This window comes from Actinopolymorpha pittospori (genome assembly GCF_014873875.1).
Lineage (GTDB): Bacteria > Actinomycetota > Actinomycetes > Propionibacteriales > Actinopolymorphaceae > Actinopolymorpha > Actinopolymorpha pittospori.
In genome coordinates, this window is the sequence record NZ_JADBEM010000001.1 from 7,509,807 (window position 1) to 7,531,078 (window position 21,272).

19 protein-coding genes are annotated in these 21,272 nt (G+C 69.9%); 8 read left to right on the forward strand and 11 right to left on the reverse strand.

All coding sequences use genetic code 11. The features are described 5' to 3' along the window. Positions 1-112 precede the first annotated feature (112 nt). Both HEB94_RS35045 and HEB94_RS35050 read left to right on the forward strand, forming a co-directional pair. Positions 113-1,876 carry an MFS transporter gene (locus tag HEB94_RS35045; RefSeq protein ID WP_337918117.1) on the forward strand — a complete coding sequence of 588 codons (1,764 nt, stop codon included), beginning with the start codon at positions 113-115 and terminating at the stop codon, positions 1,874-1,876. After that, complete coding sequence (locus tag HEB94_RS35050; RefSeq protein WP_192753812.1) at positions 1,873-2,337, forward strand: MarR family winged helix-turn-helix transcriptional regulator; 465 nt, start codon at positions 1,873-1,875, stop codon at positions 2,335-2,337. The genes HEB94_RS35045 and HEB94_RS35050 overlap by 4 nt, the downstream gene beginning before the upstream one ends. 75 nt (positions 2,338-2,412) lie before the next feature. On the opposite strand, the gene HEB94_RS35055 is transcribed toward HEB94_RS35050, so the two are convergent. Continuing rightward, positions 2,413-3,252 (reverse strand): polyphosphate kinase 2 family protein, encoded by an 840-nt coding sequence (locus tag HEB94_RS35055; protein ID WP_192753813.1) that lies wholly within the window; start codon positions 3,250-3,252, stop codon positions 2,413-2,415. Positions 3,253-3,363: 111 nt separating this feature from the next. On the opposite strand from HEB94_RS35055, the gene HEB94_RS35060 reads away from it, so the two are divergent. The 3 genes from HEB94_RS35060 to HEB94_RS35070 all read left to right on the forward strand — a co-directional run bounded on the left by HEB94_RS35060 (position 3,364) and on the right by HEB94_RS35070 (position 6,001). Next, positions 3,364-4,179, forward strand: a complete 816-nt coding sequence (locus tag HEB94_RS35060; RefSeq protein ID WP_202896734.1) for a dihydrofolate reductase family protein — start codon at positions 3,364-3,366, stop codon at positions 4,177-4,179. 77 nt (positions 4,180-4,256) lie between these two features. Further along, complete coding sequence (locus HEB94_RS35065; protein WP_192753814.1) at positions 4,257-5,327, forward strand: ATP-dependent DNA ligase; 1,071 nt, start codon at positions 4,257-4,259, stop codon at positions 5,325-5,327. Between the two features lie 110 nt (positions 5,328-5,437). Further along, positions 5,438-6,001 (forward strand): hypothetical protein, encoded by a 564-nt coding sequence (locus tag HEB94_RS35070; protein WP_192753815.1) that lies wholly within the window; start codon positions 5,438-5,440, stop codon positions 5,999-6,001. Between the two features lie 2 nt (positions 6,002-6,003). On the opposite strand, the gene HEB94_RS35075 is transcribed toward HEB94_RS35070, so the two are convergent. The 4 genes from HEB94_RS35075 to HEB94_RS35090 form a co-directional block, all read right to left on the reverse strand. Then, positions 6,004-7,272 (reverse strand): RNA polymerase sigma factor, encoded by a 1,269-nt coding sequence (locus tag HEB94_RS35075; protein WP_337918118.1) that lies wholly within the window; start codon positions 7,270-7,272, stop codon positions 6,004-6,006. Between the two features lie 65 nt (positions 7,273-7,337). Further along, entirely contained in the window at positions 7,338-7,679 is a 342-nt protein-coding gene (locus tag HEB94_RS35080) for a YciI family protein (RefSeq protein ID WP_192753816.1), read from the reverse strand. Between the two features lie 91 nt (positions 7,680-7,770). Continuing rightward, entirely contained in the window at positions 7,771-8,817 is a 1,047-nt protein-coding gene (gene ligD, locus HEB94_RS35085) for a non-homologous end-joining DNA ligase (RefSeq protein WP_192753817.1), read from the reverse strand. A gap of 120 nt (positions 8,818-8,937) precedes the next feature. Further along, entirely contained in the window at positions 8,938-10,017 is a 1,080-nt protein-coding gene (locus HEB94_RS35090; protein ID WP_192753818.1) for a hypothetical protein, read from the reverse strand. Between the two features lie 1,183 nt (positions 10,018-11,200). Here HEB94_RS35090 and HEB94_RS35095 point away from each other — a divergent pair. Continuing rightward, the gene (locus HEB94_RS35095; RefSeq protein WP_192753819.1) at positions 11,201-12,127 is read left to right on the forward strand and encodes a hypothetical protein; all 927 of its coding nucleotides are present in this window, start codon (positions 11,201-11,203) and stop codon (positions 12,125-12,127) included. 159 nt (positions 12,128-12,286) lie between these two features. On the opposite strand, the gene HEB94_RS35100 is transcribed toward HEB94_RS35095, so the two are convergent. Both HEB94_RS35100 and HEB94_RS35105 read right to left on the reverse strand, forming a co-directional pair. Next, positions 12,287-13,960, reverse strand: a complete 1,674-nt coding sequence (locus tag HEB94_RS35100; RefSeq protein WP_192753820.1) for a WXG100 family type VII secretion target — start codon at positions 13,958-13,960, stop codon at positions 12,287-12,289. 51 nt (positions 13,961-14,011) lie between these two features. Then, complete coding sequence (locus HEB94_RS35105) at positions 14,012-14,434, reverse strand: hypothetical protein (RefSeq protein ID WP_192753821.1); 423 nt, start codon at positions 14,432-14,434, stop codon at positions 14,012-14,014. 250 nt (positions 14,435-14,684) lie between these two features. Between HEB94_RS35105 and HEB94_RS35110 the strand changes: the two genes are divergently transcribed. Next, positions 14,685-17,150 (forward strand): endonuclease/exonuclease/phosphatase family protein, encoded by a 2,466-nt coding sequence (locus tag HEB94_RS35110; RefSeq protein ID WP_192753822.1) that lies wholly within the window; start codon positions 14,685-14,687, stop codon positions 17,148-17,150. Here the strand turns inward: HEB94_RS35110 and HEB94_RS35115 are convergent. After that, positions 17,140-18,108 (reverse strand): helix-turn-helix transcriptional regulator, encoded by a 969-nt coding sequence (locus HEB94_RS35115; protein ID WP_192753823.1) that lies wholly within the window; start codon positions 18,106-18,108, stop codon positions 17,140-17,142. The two genes, HEB94_RS35110 and HEB94_RS35115, sit on opposite strands and share 11 nt — an antisense overlap. 104 nt (positions 18,109-18,212) lie before the next feature. On the opposite strand from HEB94_RS35115, the gene msrB reads away from it, so the two are divergent. Continuing rightward, on the forward strand, positions 18,213-18,620 hold the full coding sequence (msrB, locus tag HEB94_RS35120) for a peptide-methionine (R)-S-oxide reductase MsrB (protein ID WP_192753824.1): 408 nt from the start codon (positions 18,213-18,215) through the stop codon (positions 18,618-18,620). A 25-nt stretch (positions 18,621-18,645) separates the two neighbouring features. Here msrB and HEB94_RS35125 read toward each other — a convergent pair whose 3' ends face one another. Genes HEB94_RS35125 through hemG form a run of 3 tightly spaced genes read right to left on the reverse strand, consistent with a single transcriptional unit; the run spans position 18,646 to position 21,215 of the window. Further along, positions 18,646-19,041 (reverse strand): hypothetical protein, encoded by a 396-nt coding sequence (locus HEB94_RS35125; RefSeq protein ID WP_192753825.1) that lies wholly within the window; start codon positions 19,039-19,041, stop codon positions 18,646-18,648. 48 nt (positions 19,042-19,089) lie between these two features. Next, positions 19,090-19,809: a hydrogen peroxide-dependent heme synthase gene (gene hemQ, locus HEB94_RS35130; protein WP_192753826.1), complete on the reverse strand. Its 720-nt coding sequence runs from the start codon at positions 19,807-19,809 to the stop codon at positions 19,090-19,092. Further along, on the reverse strand, positions 19,806-21,215 hold the full coding sequence (gene hemG, locus HEB94_RS35135; RefSeq protein ID WP_192753827.1) for a protoporphyrinogen oxidase: 1,410 nt from the start codon (positions 21,213-21,215) through the stop codon (positions 19,806-19,808). The genes hemQ and hemG overlap by 4 nt, the downstream gene beginning before the upstream one ends. Between the last annotated feature and the right edge of the window lie 57 nt (positions 21,216-21,272).

Genomic DNA, 21,272 nt, shown 5'->3' on the forward strand with positions numbered 1-21,272 from the left:
GACGTTCCGCCATCGCAAGGGGGCACGGGAACACACCCAGCCGCGCGTTGGTTAAGGTTAGTTAGCTGAAGCAACTATCCATATGCCATCGCGGAGGTCTGATCCGTTGCCGGTGAGTGCGAACTCCCACGAGGCCGACCAACCCACGTCTTCCACCACGACTCGTCGATTCCGGTACGAGAAGGACCATCCTCGCTACCGCTGGGTGGCCTTGTCGAACACCACGCTCGGTGTTCTGATGGCCACGATCAACTCCTCGATCGTGATCATTTCGTTGCCGGCGATCTTCCGTGGGATCCACCTCAACCCACTGGCACCGGGCAACGTGAGCTACCTGCTCTGGATGATCATGGGGTTCCTGCTGGTCTCCGCGGTCCTCGTGGTCTCCCTCGGGCGACTCGGCGACATGTACGGCCGAGTGCGCATCTACAGCTTCGGCTTCGTCGTCTTCACCATCGCCTCGATCCTGCTCGCCATCGATCCGTTCCGACAAAGTTCCGGTGCTCTATGGCTGATCGGCTGGCGTCTCGTCCAAGGCGTGGGCGGCGCCATGCTCTTCGCGAACTCCACGGCGATCCTCACCGACGCCTTCCCCTCCAACCGAAGAGGCATGGCGCTCGGGATCAACCAGGTCGCGGCGATCGCCGGGTCCTTCCTCGGACTGCTCATCGGTGGCGTCCTCGCCGAGGTGGACTGGCGTGCGGTGTTCTGGGTGAGCGTGCCGATCGGCATCCTCGGAACCATCTGGTCCTATCGCTCCCTGCACGAACTCGGCCAGCGTCACCGCGGCAAGGTCGACATCGCCGGGAACGTGACGTTCGCGCTCGGCCTCACCGCCATCCTGGCGGCCATCACCTACGGCATCCAGCCCTACGGCGGACACACCATGGGCTGGACGAACCCGGCCGTTCTCGGCGGCCTGATCGGCGGCGCCGTCCTGCTCGTCGTGTTCTGCGTGGTCGAGTCGCGGGTGGCGGACCCGATGTTCCACCTCAGCCTGTTCCGCAACCGCGCGTTCGGTGCCGGCAACCTGGCCGGTCTGCTCGCCTCGATCGGTCGCGGCGGGATGCAGTTCATGCTGATCATCTGGCTGCAGGGGATCTGGCTACCGCTGCACGGATTCGACTACGCCCGAACACCGCTGTGGGCCGGCATCTACCTGGTCCCGTTGACCATCGGGTTCCTGCTGGCCGGACCGATCTCCGGTTACCTCTCCGACCGCCACGGCGCCCGGGCCTTCGCGACCGGCGGGCTTCTCGTGGTCGCCGCGACGTTCGTCGGCCTGCTGCTCCTGCCGGTGGACTTCCCCTACTGGGCCTTCGCCGCGCTGATCGCGGTGAACGGCATCGGCTCCGGGCTGTTCTCCTCGCCGAACACCTCCGCGATCATGAACAGCGTGCCGGCTCGCCAGCGCGGTTCGGCGTCCGGTATGCGAGCGACGTTCTTCAATTCCGGAACGTCCCTTTCGATTGGAATCTTCTTCTCGCTGATGATCATCGGCCTCGCGAACTCCCTGCCGGCCTCGCTCACCCGTGGTCTGGAGCAGCAGGGGGTCTCCCCCGGGGTCGCCAGCCAGGTTGGTCACCTGCCGCCGGTCGGGAGCCTGTTCGCGGCGTTCCTCGGCTACAACCCGATCGCCCAACTGCTCGGGCCGACCGGGGCGCTCAACCACCTGCCGGCGGCGAACGTCGCTACTCTCACCGGCAAGGAGTTCTTTCCCCAACTGATCTCCGCACCTTTCCACCATGGGTTGGTGATTGTCTTCCTGGCTGCTGCCATCATGACTGTCATCGGAGCGTTCGCCTCGCTGTTGCGTGGTCAGCGCTACGTTCATGGTGAAAGTCCGACCAGTGAGGAAGAGGGAGCCGCCACATGAACACACCGGCGACGACCCAAACCGGCGGCCCCATCCAGCGAGAGGACGCGACCCGGCTCTATCTCGCGATCGCCCGGTTATCCCGCTGGTTACGGCGCCAGGGCGCGTCGCAGCGCGGCGACCTCGGGCACGGCGGCATGTCGGCCTTGGCCACGCTGACGAACGCCGGACCGATGCGACTCGGTGACCTCGCCGTCCGCGAGCAGGTCGCGCCACCCACGCTGTCGCGGGTGGTGGCCTCACTGGAGCAGGCGGGCTATGCCGTGCGCAAGGCCGATCCGCAGGATCGGCGCGCGAGCATCGTCGCGGCGACCGAGGAGGGCCGGCAGGTCGCGCAGGGACTGCGTTCGGTGCGGTCCCAGGCACTGCAGACCCGACTCGAACGCCTCACACCCGAGCACTACGCCGCGCTGCTTGCTGCCCTGCCGGCGCTGGAGATCCTGGTCGAGGACGACACCTGAGCGGTTCGCGGCGGCGGTTTCTCAGGCGTACGCGGGACCGTCCCAGCTTCGGCGCGGCGGGTCCCAGGACCCGACCTAGCCCTGGCGCAACCGTGCCTTCTGCGCCTGTACGTCGAAGTCGCCCGCCGGCCAGCGCGGATCGAGATCCTCCAGCCACTCGACGAGCAACCGGGTGATCGCGAGGTTGCGATACCACTTGTGGTCACCCGGGACGACGTACCACGGTGCCTCGTCGGTGTTGGTCTTCTCCAGGGCGGCTTCGTAGGCGGCCTGGTAGTCGTCCCAGAGCGCGCGCTCGTCGATGTCGGCGGTGTTGAACTTCCAGTGCTTGGTCGGATCCTCCAACCTCGCGTTCAGCCGCTTGCGCTGCTCGTCCTTGGAGATGTGCAAGAAGCACTTGACGATGACGGTGCCGCGCTCGACGAGCTGCTGCTCGAACCGGTTGATCGTCGCGTACCGACGCATCCAGGTCGATCGCGGTACGAGGTTGTGCACCCGGGCGACGAGAACGTCCTCGTAGTGAGACCGGTCGAAGATGCCGATGTAGCCCGGCTCGGGAAGGCCGCGTCGGATCCGCCAGAGAAAGTCGTGCTTGCGCTCCTCCACGGTCGGCGCCTTGAACGACGTGATGCGAACGCCCTGCGGGTCCATGAGGCCCACCGAGTGGCGGAGCGTGCCGCCCTTGCCCGAGGTGTCCATTCCCTGCAGGACAAGCAGGAGGCTGCGGTTCCCGCCGGTGCGTCCCTCCGCGAAGAGGCGTTCCTGCAGATCGGACAGAGCGGGTGCGAGTTCGGTGAGCAGCTCCCTGCCCGCGGCCTTGTTGCTCTTGAAACCGGGTGTGCTGGCGGTCTCCAGGTCGGCCAGGCTTACCGGGCCCTGCCGAAGACGCAGCCTGTCCCCAAACCGCTTCGCCATCTCCGCTCCCATCGCGCGCTGTGGTGTGGTCCAGTCTCCCCCGGCCCGTCCGCGGGCGGGCGGTTGGTACCCAACGTGTCCGGCGCCGTACTGGTCTGATGGGATCACCACGTGCGCATCCTGACCTCGCAGCGGACCATGCCCTCCACGTCGGACTCCGTTGCCCACCTCGCCGAGGTCCCCCTGGGCGGCGACCTCGACGACGAAGCGCTGGCCGAGGTCTACGCCTACCCCGCGGAGGGTCGCTGGCTGCGGGTGAACTTCATCTCCTCCCTCGACGGCGCGGCCCAGGGACCCGACGGCCGATCCGGTTCCATTTCGGGTAGTCCCGACCGGCGGGTCCTCGCGCTGCTGCGAGCACTGGCCGACGTCGTCCTCGTCGGTGCCGGCACGGCGCGCGCGGAAAGCTATGGCCCCGCCGGAGTCCGGTCGGCGTTCGCGGGCATCCGGGAGCGCCTCGGCCTGCCACCCACCCCGCCGATCGCGGTGGTGACGGAGTCCCTCGACGTGCCCGAGAAGCTGCTCGGCGATCCCCGCACGATCGTGCTGACCTCAGGACGGGCGCCCGCGGACCGGCGGGAGCGCCTTGGCGGGCTCGTCGACGTCGCCGTCGTCGGGGAGGACGGAGTCGACATGGACGAGGTGGTGGCGGCTCTGGTCGCCCGCGGCCACCGGCGCATCCTGAGCGAGGGCGGGCCGACGCTGTTCGCGGGCCTGCTCGCCCGCGGCCTGGTCGACGAGCTGTGCCTCACGGTGTCGCCGACGCTGCTCGCCGGACCGGCGCTGCGGATCACGCACGGCCCCGAACTCGCCGAGCCCACCCGGCTCTCCCTCGCCTCTGTCCTGGAGGAGGACGGCTTCCTCTTCGAGCGCTGGCTCACCGGTCCCGCCACCGGTCCAGCCACCGGTCCCGCCACCGGTTCCTGAACTCTCCGAGGCGGCTCTCACAGATCCGGCGTGGGTCGGGGGGAGCATCTTGGCGCCGGGTCGGCCAGACTGGTCAGATGCAGCTCCCCGTCATGCCACCCGTCTCGCCGATGCTCGCCAAGCCGGTGAAGCACATCCCGCACGGCGAGCACAGCTACGAGCCCAAGTGGGACGGCTTCCGGTCGATCATCTTCCGTGACGGCGACGAGGTCGAGATCGGCAGCCGCAACGAGCGGCCGATGACCCGCTACTTCCCCGAGGTCGTCGAGGCCGTCAAGGCGCACCTGCCGCGGCGCTGTGTGGTCGACGGGGAGATCGTGATCCCGGACCCCGAGCAGGGCCGGCTGGACTTCGAGGCCCTCCAGCAGCGGATCCACCCGGCGGCGAGCCGCGTACGTCTGCTGTCGGAGCAGACGCCTGCCCATTTCGTGGCATTCGACCTGCTCGCCCTCGACGACCGGGATCTCACCGCTGAGCCGTTCTCCGTGCGCCGGGCCGCTCTCGTCGACGCCCTGGCCAAGGCCGCCGCTCCGATCCACCTGACCCCGGCGACCACCGACAAGAACCTCGCCGAGCGGTGGTTCCACCAGTTCGAGGGCGCCGGTCTCGACGGTGTGATCGCGAAGCCACTGGCCGAGGCGTACGTGCCGGACAAACGGGTGATGTTCAAGGTCAAGCACGAACGCACCGCCGACTGTGTGGTCGCGGGCTACCGCCTGCACAAGAGCGGACCGGACCGGATCGGCTCGCTGCTGCTCGGGCTCTACAACGACGACGGCGACCTCGCGAGCGTCGGCGTGATCGGCGCGTTCCCACTGGCCCGACGGCAAGAGCTGTTCGACGAACTCCAGCCGTTGGTCACGACGTTCGACGACCACCCCTGGGCCTGGGCCAGGCAGGAGGCCGGCAGCCGTACGCCGCGCAACGCCGAGCAGAGCAGATGGAGCGCCGGGAAGGACCTGTCCTTCGTCCCGCTGCGCCCCGAACGCGTGGTGGAGGTCCGCTACGACCACATGGAGGGCGTGCGGTTCCGCCACACGGCGCAGTTCGTGCGCTGGCGCCCCGACCGGGATCCGAGTTCGTGTGGCTATGCCCAGCTCGAGGAACCGGTACGCTTCGACCTCGCGGACATCCTGGGACTGAAGTGACCGCCAGTCATGCCATGCCGTTCCTCGGCGTCGACCACGCCGAAGGGCCGCCAGTTTTGCTCCATACCGTCCACGCGGGACGATGAACCTGAGCGAGGAGGAGGTGTCCGATGTATGAGGTCGTGCTACTGATCGAGCAGCCCCTGTCCAACACAGACGCAGGCCAGATCGCGGAACTCTACGCCGTGAAAGCGCACCCCGCGCACACCCACATCCATGTGCTTCTCCCTGTGGAGGACGCGTCCGCGCGGGTCGAGTCCGCGCTCGGATCGATCGCGGCGAGCGAGGTGCTCGCCACCTCCGCGCTGAACTTCCCCGACGTCGATCTCGCGAAGATCCAGGAGGAGATCGTCCAGCGCAGCCAGGCCGCTCTCGACCAGAGCCTGGCCGCCCTCGCCGCTCAGGGTTGCACGGCCGACGGCGAGATCACCTCCGCCGAGCCGGTCGAGGCACTCGCGGGCGCCGTCCGGCAGCGCCAGGCAGCCGAGGTGGTGATCCTCACCCGTCCACACCTGGTCGCGGAGTTCTTCCACGTCGACTGGACGTCCAAGGCCCGCCGCCGGCTCGGCGTACCCTGCCTGCACCTCATCGAGCACAAGGATCCGGCGGAGGTCGACCCGACCACCGTCGACCACCCGGTCGTCGACGGCGGGAAACACCAGGACGCCCCGTAGGGTCAGTCGGCGTCGAGCTCAGCGAGCCGCCGGGAGAGGAACGCCCGTTCGGCGTCGTTGCCGGCGAGGTCGCGAGCCCGGGCATACTCCAGCCGCGCCGCGGCGCGCTCCCCCATCCGGCGCAGGAAGTCCGCTCGGGCGAGCCGCAACGGCTGATAGTCGCCCAGGACTTCGTCGAGGCCGGCGAGGAGGGCGAAGCCGCGATCCGGGCCCTCCCTCTCGGCCACCGCGACAGCTCTGTTGAGTCGCACCACCGGTGAGCCGGTCAGCCGTTCGAGTCGCTCGTACAGCGCGACGATGGCGGCCCAGTCGGTCTCGGCGGCGCTCCGCGCGGAGGCGTGCTCGGCCGCGATCGCCGCCTGGAGCAGGTAGGCCGACACTCGCCGGAACGACGCGGCGTGCTCGACGAAGGCCACCCCCTCCTCGATCTCGGCGCGGTTCCACCGGGAGCGGTCCTGGTCGGCGAGGAGCACGAGCTGACCCTCGTCGTCGGTCCGCGCGTCGCGCCGGGAGTGGTGGAGCAGCATCAGGGCGAGCAGCGCGGCCGGCTCCGGCTCGGTCGGCAACAGGTCGCTGACCACGCGGGTGAGCCGGATCGCCTCCTCACACAAGGCCGCGCGCACCGGGCTCGCCCCCGACGTCGCCGAGTGGCCTTCGGTGAAGACGAGATACAGGACGGCGAGCACGCCGCCGAGCCGGTCGGGGAGGTCGGCGTCAGTGGGAACACGGTAGGGGATGCCGGCCGTCGCGACCTTCTTCTTGGCCCGGGTGATCCGGGCGGCCATGGTCGGCTCGGAGACGAGGAAGGCCCGGGCGATCTCCGCCGTCGTGAGTCCACCGACCATCCGAAGCGTCAACGCGACGCGGGCTTCCGACGCGAGCGCCGGGTGGCAGCAGGTGAAGAGCAACCGGAGCCGCTCGTCGGGAATCGCGGCCGCGTCGGCCTCCTCCCCGACCAGGGCGGCGTCCGCGCCCCGCTCCGGCTCGGTGTCGACGACGAGGAGCGGAAGCTTGCGCGCGAGGGTCGCCTCACGCCGGAGCCGATCCAGCCCGCGCCGCCTGGCCGTGGTGAGCAGCCACGCCTTCGGACGGTCGGGAACGCCGTCCCGCTCCCAGTGGCGGACAGCCTGCTCGAACGCGTCGGCCAGCGACTCCTCGGCGATCTCCAGGCTGCGCAGCTGACCCGTGAGCAGGGCGAGCAGGCGGCCCCAGTGTTCGGAGAACACCCGCTCGACCGCCTGCTTCGCGGCATCCGCCGCCACGTCGTTCACGCCACTGCCGCCACGTCGTTCACGCCACTGCCGCCACGTCGTTCACGCCACTGCCGCCAGGTCGTTCACGCTGTGTCGACGGGACGGATCTCGATCCGCAGGCCGGGACTGTCCGGAATCTCTCGCGCCAACGCGAGGGCGTCGTCCATGTCCGCGCAGTCCAGGACGTAGAAGCCGCCGAGTTGCTCCTTGGTCTCGGCGTACGGCCCGTCGGTGACGCAGCCGGACGTCCGGTCGAGGGTCGTCGCCGTCGTGCTTGCCTGGAGCACCTCACCGGACTGCACGCGGCCCTCCTGCGCGAGCCGCTCGGACAGGACCATGTGGTGTTCGACGATCATCCGGCGTTCGGCGGGGCTCAGGGCCGCCTCCGCCTGCTCGTCGCCGTAGAGCAGAAACAGGAATCGCACGTGGGACCTCCTCGGTTGGTTCGCGGACGCGGGTCATCCCGATGACGAACGGCGGACCCCCGGATCGACAGCTCCGGCCGTGAACGTTCGCTCAGACCTTCTTCGCCCGGCTGGGCTGGACCCGCATCGGCTCACCCGGCATCTTCGGATAGTCGGGCGGATACGGCATGTCGCCCAGCCCGTGGTCCCGATCGTCGCGTTCGGCCCATTCCAGCAGCGGCTCGATTCCGAAAGCTTGCTCGCTGACCGGGGCGTGCAGGTCGCCGACCTGGGCGAAGCGCTCCGGCATCGTCGCGACGTCGAAGTCCTGTGGCCGCACGCTCTCGAGCTCCTCCCAGCGCAGCGGCGCGGAGACCGTGGCCTGTGGGTTGGGCCGGACGGAGTAGGCCGAGGCGATGGTCCGGTCCCGGGCCACCTGGTTGAAGTCGATGAACACCCGCTGGCCACGCTCCTCCTTCCACCAGGACATCGTGACCTGGTCGGGCAGGCGGCGCTCCATCTCCCGCCCGAGCGCGATTACCGCGCGACGCGCCTCGACGAAGGTCCAGCGGGGCTCGATAGGGACGTAGATGTGCAGGCCACGGCCGCCGGAGGTCTTCGGCCAGCCCTCCATCCCGATCTCGTGCAGGAGGGCCCGCACCTCCGGCGCCACCCGGACGGCGTCGGTGAAGTCGGTGCCGGGCTGCGGGTCGAGGTCGATGCGGATCTGGTCGGGGTGGTCGACGTCCTTGCGGCGTACGGGCCACGGGTGGAAGGTCAGCGTGCCGAGGTTGGCGGCCCAGGCGACGACGGCCGGCTCGGTCGGGCACACCTCGTCGGCGTTCCGGCCACTCGGGAAGGTGATCTGGGCGGTCTCCACCCATTCCGGGGCGCCCTTGGGGACCCGCTTCTGGTAGAACGCGTCGCCACGGTTGTCGCCCCGCGTCGAGAGCTTGGCGCCCTCGAACACCCCACTGGGCCAGCGTTCGAGCGTGGTGGGGCGCTCGTGGAGCGCGCCCAGGATCCCGTCGCCGACGGAGAGGAAGTAGTGCACGACGTCTCGCTTGGTGAACCCCCGCTCAGGGAAGTACACCTTGTCGGGGTTGCTGAGGCGCACGGTGCGCTCACCGACCTGGATCTCTTCGTACGGCGTCGCCATGGGGGCACGGTAGCGCCTCACTCCCCCGCCGCGCTCCCAGGCGCCCGGGAAACGTTCACTCTGAGTAAAACTCCCGCGCCGCGGTGAGAGGGTCGGCGAAACGCCAGGCCCCGCCCCCGCTCAGTAGTCCACGGCCTTGACGGAGAACTCGTACGCCGCCACCCGCGGCGAACGTGCCGTTCCCTCGAACTCCGGGGTGCAGGTGAGCGTGCTGGCACCGGCCACGGTCCGCACCGTCGTCCTCGCGAAGCAGTTGCCCGCCCAGGCCCGCACCGGCATGTCACCCCCGAAGGTGCCGACCACGACTCCGGTGACGGCCTTCGCGGCGTCGACAAGCCCCTGCTCCGCCCTCCCGTCCGGGGCCTCTCCGCGCACGGTCACGCTGGTGATCGTGTGATCGGTGCCCTTCATGGTCGGGCGAGGGTAGGACGCCTGGAGCCGGACGGTGCCCTTCGTGCAGGTCATCGAGTCGGCCGCGCGATCGCAGCTGAGACCGGCCGCCTCGACCGCCGACTCGATCTGCGCCGGTGTGACCAGGCTGAGACCAGGCGAGTAGTCGAGCCTGGTCGCGTTGTCCTCGTCCCGCTCCAGGGCGAACGTCGAACTACCCGCCCTGCGGATCGCCACGGTCACCGTCCCGACGGAGGTCTCGACGTTCTCCGTGCTCTGTTCGATGCCGGAGGTTCGCATCGCCTTGTCGAGCGGCGGCCGCTCACCGTCGGGAATCGTCGCCAGTGCAACGATGCCGAACGCACGTGTCGCGGCCGCGCTGACGTCAGGCGCGTAACGGTCGAAGTTGTTGCCGGTGCCGGCGTCGAGCCTGGTCCAGGCCGGGTCCACGGCGACCTCCGCCTTGACGTCGACAACCTGGTCACCGCCGATCAGGGCGGTCACCGACGCGAGGGTGGGCACTGGTTTCTCGGTGGTCTGGAAGCAGGTGAGCACCGCCGACCTCTCACCGACCGTGCGGGTGCAGGAGTACCCCGAGGCCGTGAGGCTGGTGGCCAGGCCCACGCCCATGCTTCCGCCGGTTCCACCAGGCTCCTGGTAGGTCGGACTCGGCCGTGGCTTGTCGACCGACCTGCCGTAGTAGTCGCCCGACACCTCCGACGTCGAACTCCGGTTCCAGTTCGAGCCGAGCCACGCGGCTCCACCACCGACCGCGAGCACCAGGACGACGACGCCGACGATCGCGAGCACCAGGCGGGTTCGGGCGCCTCGTCGCTTGCCAGTCGGATCAGGCTGTTGCGAGCGGCTGTCGGGGCTTGGCCCACCAGGACCGTACGGGCCACCGGGACCGTACGGGCCACCAGGACCGTAGGACCGCCCCTCGCGTGGTGGGGGTCCCGATGGAACCCGACCCCGCGACTCTCCTGGTGGTGCTCCGTGGGGAGGCGGTGCGGCCCCGGGGGCCGGTGAACCTTGTCCCGCTGGAGTGCCCGGTCCCACCGGAGTGCCCGGTCGCGCCGGTCCTTCTCCCCGGTGCCCCTGTGCTGCGGACGGCGGGCGGACGGGACCTGCTGCCGCCGGTCTGCGCGACGGACGCGACTCATCGCGAGACCGTCCTGGTGGTTGCGACACTGGGTCCTGCCTTCCCCCGTGGTTCGTCGGACACGCGCCCGCGTGGGCTCGTCAGCTGCCCTGCGGCGGTCCACTCCACCCCTGCGGCGGGCCGCCCTGTCCCTGCGACGGACCACTCCACCCCTGCGGCGGTCCACCCTGCCCCTGCGGCGGTCCACCCTGTCCTTGCGGCGGGCTGTTCCAACCCTGGGGTTGATCACCCTGCCCCTGCGGCGGTCCACCCTGTCCTTGCGGCGGGCTGTTCCAACCCTGGGGTTGATCACCCTGCCCCTGCGGCGGGCCGTTCCAACCCTGCGGTGGACCAGCCTGCCCCTGCGACGGACGACCCCGGACCTGTGACGGGCCGCCCCAGCCCTGCTGCGGACCACGCGGGCCCGACTTGGAGCGGGTCACGAGGACGACTAAGGCGACGAGCCCCAGCACGACGAGCAGTACCAACACGCCGGCGAGGAGAAGCACGATTCCGGACATACCGATACCTTCTCCGGGCCGTCGTGCGGTTGTCAAAGACACGACCGCGGCAGCGGACCCGCGCTCGGTCCGGCGGGCATACTGATCGACCATGAGCCAACTGCCGCCCGGACCTCCGCCGCGACCTCCGCGAGGGCAGTCGAGCGGCGGACCGCCGAGGCCGTACGGGCCGCCCGTTCCCACTGGCGCTTCGACTCCGCCGCACCCGGCCACCGGACGACTCGGGCCGCACCCGCAGGGGCCACCGCCCGGTTGGGGATCCCCACCGGCACCGCCACCCACCCGCCCTCCGTCCCCCGGGAACCGGCGCGGAAAGGTCGTCCTCATCGTCGTGGGCGTCGTCGCCCTGGTCGCGGTCGTCGGCGTCGGAAGCTACCTGCTCAGCCTGGCTCGTAGTGACGGGGGCGTCGGCGGATCGGCACCTCATGAACCGCTGGTGGGTCCCACGGCCGCTCCGGTCCCCGCGGACACTCTGGTCACCGCGCTCAAGGACGAGCGGTTCAGTTGCTACGACACGCAGCCGGGGCCTCCTCGAGTGCGCTCCTGCTACCGGACCGAGTCCGACGGCACCCAGCTGACCGTACGCGTCGCCGCGGACGACCAGGACGCAGCCGCACTGGTCGAGTTGAACGCCGAGCCGCCCGCTGGCCTTCGCAGTACCGCCCTTCCGCCGGGCGACGCGATGACGCCGATGAAGGAACTCATCCCGGTCATCGGCCAGGCGCTCCTCGGCTCCGCCGCGGGTCAGATACCAAGTCTCGACAGCGGCCCCAACCAGTCCGTGCGGCTGAGCTGGGGAATCGTCTCGTTCACCGTGCACCCTGAGGCCGGGAACGCCGTGTTCACCAGGTCGGACGCGCCGACCATGCCGCGTGGCACCGACCTCCCGAAGGCACCCTCGGCCGTCTCGGCCGCGTTGGCCGGAGCCGGCTACGTCTGCGACGCCTCCAGCTGTGTGGGTGAGGGCTCGACCTACGACGTCAAGGCGAGACTGTCCACCGACGAGGTCAGCGTGAGCGCGGTCCGCTATGACGGCAAGCCGAAGGTGACGGACGCGAAGCTCAGGAAGCATTACTCCGCACTGCTCCGGTCGGTGGTGGACGCGAAGAACCTTCCGGCCGCGACACAGTGGATGCAAGCCCACCTTGCCCCGCCGAACGGCTTCGACCAGGCAGACGTCGGTGGTCTGCACCTTGCCGTGTTTCGTACGCCCGCGGGCGACGGTCAACTTGTGGTGAGGCCAGTCCTCGCTCGCTGAGTCATGGCACCGATGGGTTCCTGACCGCTGAGTCCCTCGACACCACCGAGTCGCTCGACAAAGCCGATTCAGTCGAACGCAGAGGGGCGAGGCCACCTGGCCTCGCCCCTCTCACAGTCTCGGGCGCGGTCGAACCTCAGACCACACCGTCAAGAACGATCAGAAGCCGCCACCGAGGACGGGCGGGGGTGCATCGTCGTCGTTGCCGCCCCAGACATCTTCGTCCTCGTCGAGCCAGGTGGTCCGCCCCTGCTCCTCGCCGTCCTGGGCAGCCATACCGCCACCGCCGCCCATGGGCGGCATCATGCCGCCCATGCCACCGCGCATGGCACCTGGACCGGCAGCCGCACCACCGATGCCGTTGACGCCACCTGTTCCGACCCCACCGGCGTTGATGGAGCCGGGCGGAAGGCCGAGTGGAACCGCGCCGCCGGCGAGTCCACCACCGCCTGGAATGCCACCACCGGCAGGAGGTCCTCCCCCCATTCCGCCCGGAAGGCTTCCGATACCTCCGCCACCGCCACCCGCGCGTGCGGTGCTGGTGCCGGTGTCGATGTCGCCGGGGAGCCCGCCGCTACCGCCTCCGCCGCGCGTCGGGTCGTCGGGGAAGGGGTCGCTGGTGTCCGGGATCCCGTCACCGTCAGAGTCACGAGTGGGCAGATCGGGGAAGCTGTTGCCGCCGTTGTCGGGGTCCTCGGGGTACTTGTCCTGGCTGTCAGGGATACCGTCGCCGTCGCGGTCGTTCGGCACCTTGGGAAGGTCGTTCGGGTCGTTCGGGTTCTCCGGCAGCTTGGGGTCGCCGCCGCCGCGCGTCGGGTCGTCGGGGTACTTGTCCTGGCTGTCAGGGATACCGTCGCCGTCGCGGTCGGGCAGGCCGCCGTCCGGCAGTTCGGGCTTCTTGGCGCCGTCACCGGTCGGCATGTCCGGCATCCCGGCGCCGCCACCGCCACCACCAAACGCCCCTTGGTCACCGCTCTGGAAGGTCAGCTTCAACCCGGTGGGAGGGGTCGGCATGTTCTGGTTGGCGTCGCCGTACTTCTCCAGCAGGGTCTTGGCCGACTCCCGACAGGTCGCCTCCTCGTCCTTGTTGAACTTCAAGAACGTCATCAGCTTGTTGTTCTCGGCGTCGTTCTTCGGCAGGAAGCCAAAGAATATGCCGTCCCAGTCCTTCTCGACCTGGACTTGCGCCTCGCCGTAGACGCCGCCCGTTCCACTGTCGCCGCCGGCGAACTCGTCGTAGTCCATCTCGGCACTTCGGCCGGGTGGGGTGATGACCGACCCATCGCCAGTCCCCTTGCGGATCTCGTAGCTGATGTTGTCGAAATCCCACCACCACTTCGGCCAGTACGGCGTCTCGTAGAAGGGCGGGGCGGGAAGCGCCTCTTCCTTCAGGGTGGCCGTCAACTGGTCGTCGACGTCGGTGAAGACCTGCGCGAAGCTCTTCGTCGACGTCCCCGACTGGAAGTTGCTGTCGCTCTCCTCGGCGCCACCCGTGGGCTTCGGGTACTTGCTGTCGGCCGTGTGGGCGATCTCGCGGGTGAAGCGGACGATCTGCTCGACCGTCTTGCGGAACTCCTCCGACGCGTCGCCCTCCCAGCTCCCGTCGCCGCCATCGAGAAGGGTCTTCAACCCGCTGGACAGGTCCTGGGCGAGTGTGTCGGCCTGGGTCCCGACGTTCTGCCAGAGAGTCTTGGTGGAGTAGGTGCTGCTCTGGCTGGGGGTGGTCTCGGTGTCGGTCTCGGTCTCGGGGACGTTGGACCACCAGTTCACGAGCTTCCCAAGGATCTTGGCGTGCTCGGTCTTCTCGAACTCATCGGTCGGAAAGTCGTTCATCGTGAACTCTCCCTAGTAGTCGACCTGGTGGATGTCTGTCACTGGCAGAGCTCACGCCGGCGGATTGGTCGGCGGGTTCGTGGGCGGGTTGGTCGGGTTGTTCGGATCACCCGGGGCGCCGGTCGGCTGGACGTTCTCGCTGAGGATCTTGTCGACCTCGGCGACGCTCGCGTGGTTGAGCGCTTCGTTCGACCGATACTTCTTCGCGATCTGCCGGGTCGCCTCCGCCAGGCCACGCAGCGCGTCGTACAGCTCGCCACACGAGGTGGCCGTGGCGCCGCGCTTCTGCTCGTACGTCGCCGTCAATGTCTTCGCGCCGCCGAAGTCGCCCAGGCGGGGGTAGTGGGCGTCGCCTTCCTTGGACTGGGACATCCTCACCGCATAGGAGGTCGACTTGTCGTTCCATCCGTCGGCGAGCTCGTCGACGTACTTCGCGAAGGAATCCAGCGCCCCCGGCTCGACGTTCGTCCCCATTACCGGCCACCGTCCTCGTGTGTGAGCCATCCGAAACCAACCTCGCCGCCGCCCGTCACCACGGCGAGAACACCGCGCAACACATGCGCCTGGACGACGTTACGCGAACCAGGTATCCGCGCGCACGCGCGTCCGCACCGGCTGTGGATAACCGACGAAGTCGAAGGTGTTCACCGTACGGACTCCCGCGATCCTTGTCGCGATGGTAGGAACTCACGAGAAGGTCCCTACGTCTCCAGGAGCCCTCCCGATGGCGCGTCATCGCCTCCGCACGATGCTGGCAGCGGGCTCCACGCTCGCACTCGGTCTCGGCGGCCTCACCTTCCTGACCGTCCCGGCGTCCGCGGCCTCCGTCGACCTCGTACTCAACGAGGTCTACGGCGGCGGAGGAAACACCGGAGCCACCTTCACCCACGACTTCGTCGAGCTCGCCAACCGCGGTGACGCCCCGGTCGAGCTGGCCGGGTTGTCCCTGCAGTACGGCTCCTCCACCGGCAACCTCGGCGGTGGCTCGACGCCTGGATCCGGCAACCTGAAGGTCGACCTGCACGGCACCGTCGCTCCTGGCGGCACCTTCCTGGTGCAGCTCGCGCCTGGTTCGGGCAATGGCGAGGCACTCCCCACGCCCGACCTCGCGAGCACCACGCTCAACCTGTCCGGCAGCACCGGAAAGGTCGCGCTGGTACGTGGCACCAACGTCCTGGCCTGTGGGTCGACCTGCGCGGCCGACCCGGCCATCGTCGACTTCCTCGGCTACGGCGCCGCCAACGACTTCGAGGGCCACCCCGCCCCCGCCACGGCCAACGCCACGTCCTCCACGCGCGGCACCGGCGCGGACACCGACGACAACGCGGCCGACTTCACGACCGGCGCCCCGACTCCGCGCAACGCTGCCGGCGAGACCGGCGGCGGCGGTCCCGAGCCCGAGCCGGAGAAGGCCCGGATCCCCGCCATCCAGGGCGGTGGCCACCGCTCACCCTTCGCCGGCAAGCGCGTCGAGACCACAGGTGTGGTCACCGCGTCGAAGTTCGACGGCTACTGGGTGCAGGACGCCACCGGCGATGGCGACGACGACACCTCCGACGGCATCTACGTGTTCGCGACCGCGACCGGCGCGAAGCCGACCGTCGGCCAGGCCGTGACGGTCACCGGCACGGTCACCGAATATCGCCCGAGCTCGGCGAGCGGTCCCAACCTCGCGCTCACCGAGATCGAGAACGCCAAGTTCGCCGTCCTGCCGGAGGCGCTGCCGATGCCGGCGCCCGTCCTGATCGGGCCTGGCGGCCGGGTGGCTCCCGCTCAGAACCCTGACAGCGGTGGCGCCGGCCGGGTCGACGTCGAGACTGCGGGCGAGTTCCGGCCCGACCGGGACGCCGTCGACTTCTACGAGGCGCTGGAGAGCATGCGCGTCGAGGTGCGCGACGCGGAAGTGGTCGGACCGACGAACAGCTACGGCGAGATGGTGGTGGTGCCGGGCGGCACCGACCTCCCCCGCACCCGCGCCGGCGGCGTGCGTTACGCGGCGTACGACACCCCCAACACCCAGCGCATCACCGTGGACGACGAGATCATCTACCAGCGGATGCCGAGCGCGAACGTCGGTGACACGCTGCCGGGCTTGGTGAGCGGGCCGCTGTCCTACGACTTCGGCATGTTCCGCATCTATCCCGCGCAGGTGCCGCAGGTGCGCTCGGGTGGCCTGGCCAAGGAGGTCACGGCCGCGCCGAACCACAACGAGCTGGCGATCGCGTCGTTCAACGTCGAGAACCTCGACCCGACCGACCCGGCGGAGAAGGTCGACCAGCTGGCCTCGACGATCGTGCACAACCTCGCCGCTCCCGACGTGCTCGCGCTGGAGGAGGTCCAGGACGACACCGGCGCCGAGTGCCCGGACGGACCGAGCCCGACCTGTACGCCGGACGGCGTGGTCACGGCCGACCAGACGCTGCGGATGCTGACCGAGGCGATCACCGCGGCCGGTGGCCCGGCGTACCAGTGGCGCGAGATCTCCCCGCAGAACCTCACCGACGGCGGCGAGCCGACCGGCAACATCCGGGTGGCCTTCCTCTTCCGCCCCGACCGTGGCGTCCAATTCGTCGACCGACCCGGTGGCGACGCGACGACGCCGACAGGCGTCCAGAACATCGACGGCAAGGCGGCCCTGACGCTCTCCCCCGGCCGGATCGCCCCGACCGACGATGCCTGGGCCAACTCCCGCAAGCCGCTCGCCGGTGAGTTCAGCTATCACGGCCGGACGGTCTTCGTGATCGCCAACCACTTCAACTCCAAGGGCGGCGACGAGCCCATCATGGGTCGCTGGCAGCCGCCGACCCGCTCCTCCGAGCAGCAGCGACACCAGCAGGCCGTGCTCGTCCACGACTTCGTGGCCGACATCCTCGCGGTGCAGAAGGACGCCAGGGTGATCGTCGCCGGCGACCTCAACGACTTCGAGTTCTCACAGACCAGCTCGCTGCTGCGCGAGGACGGGACGTTGGTGAGCCTGCCGACGCTGCTGCCGGAGCAGGAGCGCTACTCCTACGTGTTCGACGGCAACTCCCAGGTTCTCGACCAGATCCTGGTGAGCCCGGCGCTCGTGGGCAAGAGGTCGGCCGGGCTGTCCGGACGGGTGCGCGGCTACGACATCGTGCACGTCAACGCGGAGTTCGCCGACCAGGTGAGCGACCACGACCCCCAGGTGGTGCGGATCACCCCGTAGCCTCGCCGGTGGCGCGGAGGAACCTGGTGCCCCACTCCCGGATGTGCTCGACCAGCTCCGGCGGCTGGAGCACCTCGAACTCCGCGCCCACCCCGCCCAGAGCGAAGGCGGGCCAGTCGAGCTGGTCCGTCGTCATCAGGAACCGACAGCGTCCCTCGTCGATCTCCTCCACGGTCGCCCACTGACCGATCAGGGCGCGCACCTTCTCCGCGGGGGCATGGACGATCGCCTCGACGGTGTGCGACGCCGCGGAGGTGCCGTCCATGCCCGCCCGCACGTACGCCGCGGCGTCCTCGGCGGGTAACTTCCGCGGACGGAACCGAACGCCCGTGTTGTGCGGGTCGCTGAGCCGGTCGAGGCGGAAACTGCGCCAGTCGTGTCGGAGCAGGTCGTAGGCGACGAGGTACCAGCGGCGGCCGAGCGAGACCAGGCGGTGAGGCTCGACGTGTCGGTCCGTCTGCTCACCACGTGCCGCGGTGTAGGAGAAGCGCAACTGCTCCTCGTCGCGGCAGGCCTGCGCGAGCGTGGTCAGCACCTCGGCGTCGACCGTCGGCCCGTTGCCCCAGACGGCGGGAACGGTGGCGGTGCGCAGCGCGTCGACCCGGCGGCGCAGCCGAGGTGGCATGACCTGGACGACCTTGGCGAGTGCCCGCACCGAGGACTCCTCGATGCCCGCGATCGCCCCCTGGGCGGCCGTTCGCAGCCCGATGGCGAGGGCCACCGCCTCCTCGTCGTCGACCACGAGCGGTGGAAGTGCCGCGCCGGCGGCGAGCTGGTAACCGCCGTCGACACCGCGGTGGGCGTCGACCGGGTATCCCAGCTCACGCAGCCGGTCGACGTCGCGGCGCAGTGTGCGCACCGAGACCCCCAGGCGTTCGGCCAGCTCGCCGCCGGGCCAGAACCGGTGCGTCTGGAGCAGCGAAAGAAGCCGCAGCGTCCGGGAGCTCGTGTTGGCCATGCGCTCAGGATGCCGCGAATTCAGGTCAGAATGTGGCCGTTGTGAGCAGCATCGCGGGATCTTCCCCCGAACGTCCGGCCGCCCGGCGGGCGTAAGGTCGAGTCATGCCGCAGAAAGTGCAGAAGACCGACGAAGAATGGCGCGCCGAACTCTCGCCGCAGGAGTTCGCCGTGCTCCGGCAGGCCGGCACGGAGCGTCCCTGGAGCGGGGAGTACGTCGAGACCAAGACCACCGGCGTCTACCGCTGCCGGGCCTGTGGAGCCGAGCTGTTCCGCAGCGACACGAAGTTCGACAGCCACTGCGGCTGGCCCTCGTTCTGGTCGCCGTTGGCCGAGGACCGGATCCGTCTCCTCGAGGACAGGTCGTTCGGCACGGTCCGCACCGAGGTGCGCTGCGGGAGCTGCGATTCCCACCTCGGCCACGTCTTCGAGGGCGAGGGCTACGGTACGCCCACCGACCAGCGCTACTGCATCAACTCGATCTCGCTGACGCTCGAACCCGACGAGAGCTGATCGTCGGGTCGACGTCGCGACCGGCTCAGCCCCCGGGACGTTCGCCCGGCAGCACTCCCTGGATCTCGGCCGCCGCCTCGAGCAGCTGGGTCTGGAGGGGTTCGACGACGCGAACGTCCTCGGGCAGCTCACCACCGAACACCGGACGGATCTCGAACGCCAGGTCGAGCAGCTGCTCGCGGGTGAAGCCGCCCGCCCGCAGCCGGTAGGACTCCCCCGAGAGCCGGCGGTACTCCGCCATGCGCTCCTTCCAGGCGGGGTTGGCCATCCGCGTCTGGTTGTCCTTCATCACCTCGACGAGTCGGTCGAGCACACCCTCGAGCCGCAGCAGCTGCTCCTTGCGCTGCTCGACGTCGAGGTCCAGCGGCGCCGACGGTGCCAGATCGTCCTTCCCGCCGAAGACCTTCCGCAGCCAGCTCACACCCGGTCCTCCCTCACGTTCACCCTCATGTCGACAGGGTCGTCGAAGTTACGGCAGCAGCGCCACGATGTCGGCGATCGACCTGCGTCGCCCGGCGAAGAAGGGCACCTCCTCGCGGGTGTGCAGGCGGGCCTTGGCGCCACGCAGGTGGCGCATCAGGTCGGTGATGCGGTGCAGCTCGTCCGCCTCGAACGCCAGGATCCATTCGTAGTCGCCGAGCGCGAACGACGCCACCGTGTTGGCGCGTACGTCCGGATAGTCGCGGGCCATCTTTCCATGCTCCGCGAGCAAGGCCCGGCGTTCTTCGTCTGGCAGGAGATACCACTCGTAGGAACGCACAAAGGGATAGACGCTGACGTACCGCTTCGGCTCCTCCTCGGCGAGGAAGGCCGGAATGTGGCTCTTGTTGAACTCTGCCGGGCGGTGCAGCGCGAGCTGGGACCAGACCGGCTCGAGATGACGACCGAGGTCCGTACGCCGGAAGCGGTTGTAGGCGTCCTGCAGGTCGTCCGAACTCGGCGCGTGCCACCAGACGAGCAGGTCGGCGTCGGCCCGCAGCCCGGACACGTCGTAGGTGCCCCGCACCACGACGTCCTTCTCCGCGAGCTGGCCGAACAACTCCTCGACCTCGGTCGCGAGCCCGCGCCCACCCGAGCCGAGCGGGTCACGCAGCCGGAACACCGACCACATGGTGTAGCGGATCGTCTGGTTGAGGTCTCGCGCCTTCGGGCGGGCCGGGCGATCGTCCGACTGGTGTGGAGCGGTCATGCCGTCATTGTCCCCGGGGTCGGTAGCGCGGCGAGCACCTGGGTCGCAGCCTGCCGGGCGCTGGCGACGCAGGCGGGAATGCCGAGCCCGTCGTAGGCGGCGCCGGCGAGGGCCAGCCCGGGATGGGCGGCGACGCCCGCGCGGATCCGGGCCACGCGCTCACGGTGGCCGACGGCGTACTGCGGGAGCGCGCCGCCCCAGCGCTGTACGTGCGCGGCGATCGGCGGGCCGCTGACACCGACCGCGGCCGCGAGGTCGGCGCGGGCGGCCTGGACCAGTTCGTCGTCGTCGCGCTGCAGATCGGCCTCCTCGCGGTGACGGCCGACGGAGCAGCGCACGATCACGGTTCCGGCCCCGCGTTCGCCGAGCCAGCCCCACTTCTGGGAGGAGTACGTCGCCGCCTTGATCACCCGGCCCTCGACCGGCGGGACGAGGAAGCCCGACCCGGCCAGCCGCCCCGGGAACGCATCGGCGGGGAACGCCAGCGCGATCGTCGCCATGCTGGCGTACTCGATCCCGGCCAGGTCGGCCGCCACGGAGGGTGCGATCGACCCGAGGAGGCGTCCGGTGGGTCGCGCCGGGCAGGCGAGCACCACCGCGTCGGCCCGCACGAGTTCGGGGGCCCGCGTCGGGCCGGTGACCAGCTCCCACCCGGTGGTCGTCCGACGGAGTTCGCGGACGGTCGTGTCGGTGCGGATCCGGGCTCCGGAGGCTCGTGCCACCGCCGGGACGAGCTGGCCGACGCCACCGTCCAGGCCGGCGAACACCGGAACGTCGGAGCTGGGTGCCGCCGCCCGGGCCCTGACCGCGGCGTGCACCAGGGACGGGTCCTCGCGCAGGTAGGGCATCAGCTGCGGGACGGTCGCCTGCAGGGACAGGTCGTCGGCGTGGCCCGCGTACACCCCGCCGAGCAGGGGTTCGATCAGCCGGTCCACGATCTCCCGGCCGAGCCGCTGCGTCGCGTAGCGTCCGATCGACACGTCGTCGTCGAGTCCGCTGCCGGGCACCTCGGGTTCGGTGGCGATCCGGGCGAGCGCCTCGTCGCTCAGCACACCGCTCGGCTCGACCAGGGCGCGCTCGGCAGGGATGCCCATCACGGTGCCGCCGGGAAGTGGACGGATCGCTGCCCGCGACCAGACGGCGGCGGAGGTGGTGGCGGGATACCTGACCGCCTCGGCGAGACCCACCTCGCGGGCGAGCTCGACCGCTTCGGGCCGCCGGTTGAGCATCGCCTCCGCGCCGGTGTCGACGGGTATGCCGGCCAGCTCGACCGTTCGCAGCTTGCCGCCCAGGCTCGGCGCGCCCTCCAGGACCGTGACCTCGATGTCGGTCCGCCCGGCCCGAGTGAGGAACCACGCGGCCGACGCTCCCGCGATCCCACCGCCTACCACCACCACCTGACGCATGCGTCCACCTTCGCAGACGGACCTGCGGGCAACGTCCCCCACCCGTCGGGCGTCGTG